Annotated in this window: 1 protein-coding gene; it reads left to right on the top strand. The window is 36.3% G+C overall.

Annotated features, from left to right (window positions below):
- Positions 1 to 111: 111 nt before the first annotated feature.
- The coding region (locus QUA25_RS29245; protein WP_333043200.1) for an IS4 family transposase at positions 112 to 1,283 on the top strand (1,172 nt) is incomplete at its 3' end.

A 1,283-nucleotide genomic window follows, 5' to 3' on the forward strand; every position in this document is an offset into this window, starting at 1 on the left:
CATTTGTGACAAGTTAAGAAAAAGTGCAAATTGTCAAGGGGGTAGACCAAAAAAGGTAAAATAGGATGAAACCTTTACGGGTCAAGCAGTTGAGCCATAGTTGAACCAGTTATGACTAGCAAAAAACGAATCAACCGAGATCATGCAAAGAAAAAAAATAGTCCCCAAGTAGAAAATGAAGTGATCGCGAATCACCTGGAAGATTTATTAATTCCAGCAATGGCTGCTCAAAAAACTTTTTATCGCCAACTAAATTTAAGAGATAGGATTCTGACACTACCATTAATGATGGCAGCAATATTAAGTCTTTTATGGCGAAATGTAGCAGGAGTAACAGAATTAACTAGATTATTAAATAGAGAAGGATTTTTATGGTGTGAGCCGTCTGAAATTAGTCAACAAGCATTATCACAAAGATTTTTAACTTTTCCCGCAGTTTTATTTGAAAAAGTATTTAAAGAATTACTGCCTCATTTTCGTCGGGAATGGTTAACAAGAAAATCGAGACCATTACCAGATAGCGTACAATTTGCCTTAAAAAGCTTTGATAATATCTGGATAGCTGATGGCTCAACATTAGAAGCATTATTTAAGAAGCTACAAAGTTTATCAGATGTGCCAATTGGTCAACTAGCCGGAAAAATGGGAGTAATTATAGACCTAGTAACTCATCTTCCCGAAGAAATTTGGTTTGGGGAAAATCCGAAACAAGCAGATACTAATTGGGAGGAAGATTTACTAAAAATAGTTAAGCCGAAAACCTTACTATTATTGGATCGAGGCTTCTATCACTTCGCTTTTTGGTCAAAACTCATTTCTCAAGAAATTGGATTTATCACTCGAATCAAGAAAGGTGCATCTTATCAGGTAGAGCGGGTATTAACAAATACCTATGATATCAAAGACCAGATAATTAAAATAGGTGCAGGGACAAAAAAGACACCAGCCTTGACTATAAGATTAGTACAAATTCGCTCCAAGACTTCCTGGCGTTCTTATCTGACAAGTGTCCGAGAACCTGAAATATTGCCCCCCTATGTAGTAGCAGATTTATATCACAGACGCTGGCGAATAGAAGAGGCATTTTCTACAGTAAAAAGATTATTAAATCTGAGCTATTTATGGACAGGTTCATTAAACGGAATCAAGCTCCAAATCTGGGGGACTTGGCTATTTTATGCGGTTTTAGTAGATTTAGGAGATGCAGTTGCCGATGAATTAGGAGTACCAATTGAACGGATTTCATTAGAAATGATTTATCGGGGTATGTATCATTTCTCTGT

Source organism: Microcoleus sp. Pol17C6, from assembly GCF_036701145.1.
In the GTDB taxonomy this organism is placed as follows: Bacteria; Cyanobacteriota; Cyanobacteriia; order Cyanobacteriales; family Microcoleaceae; genus Microcoleus.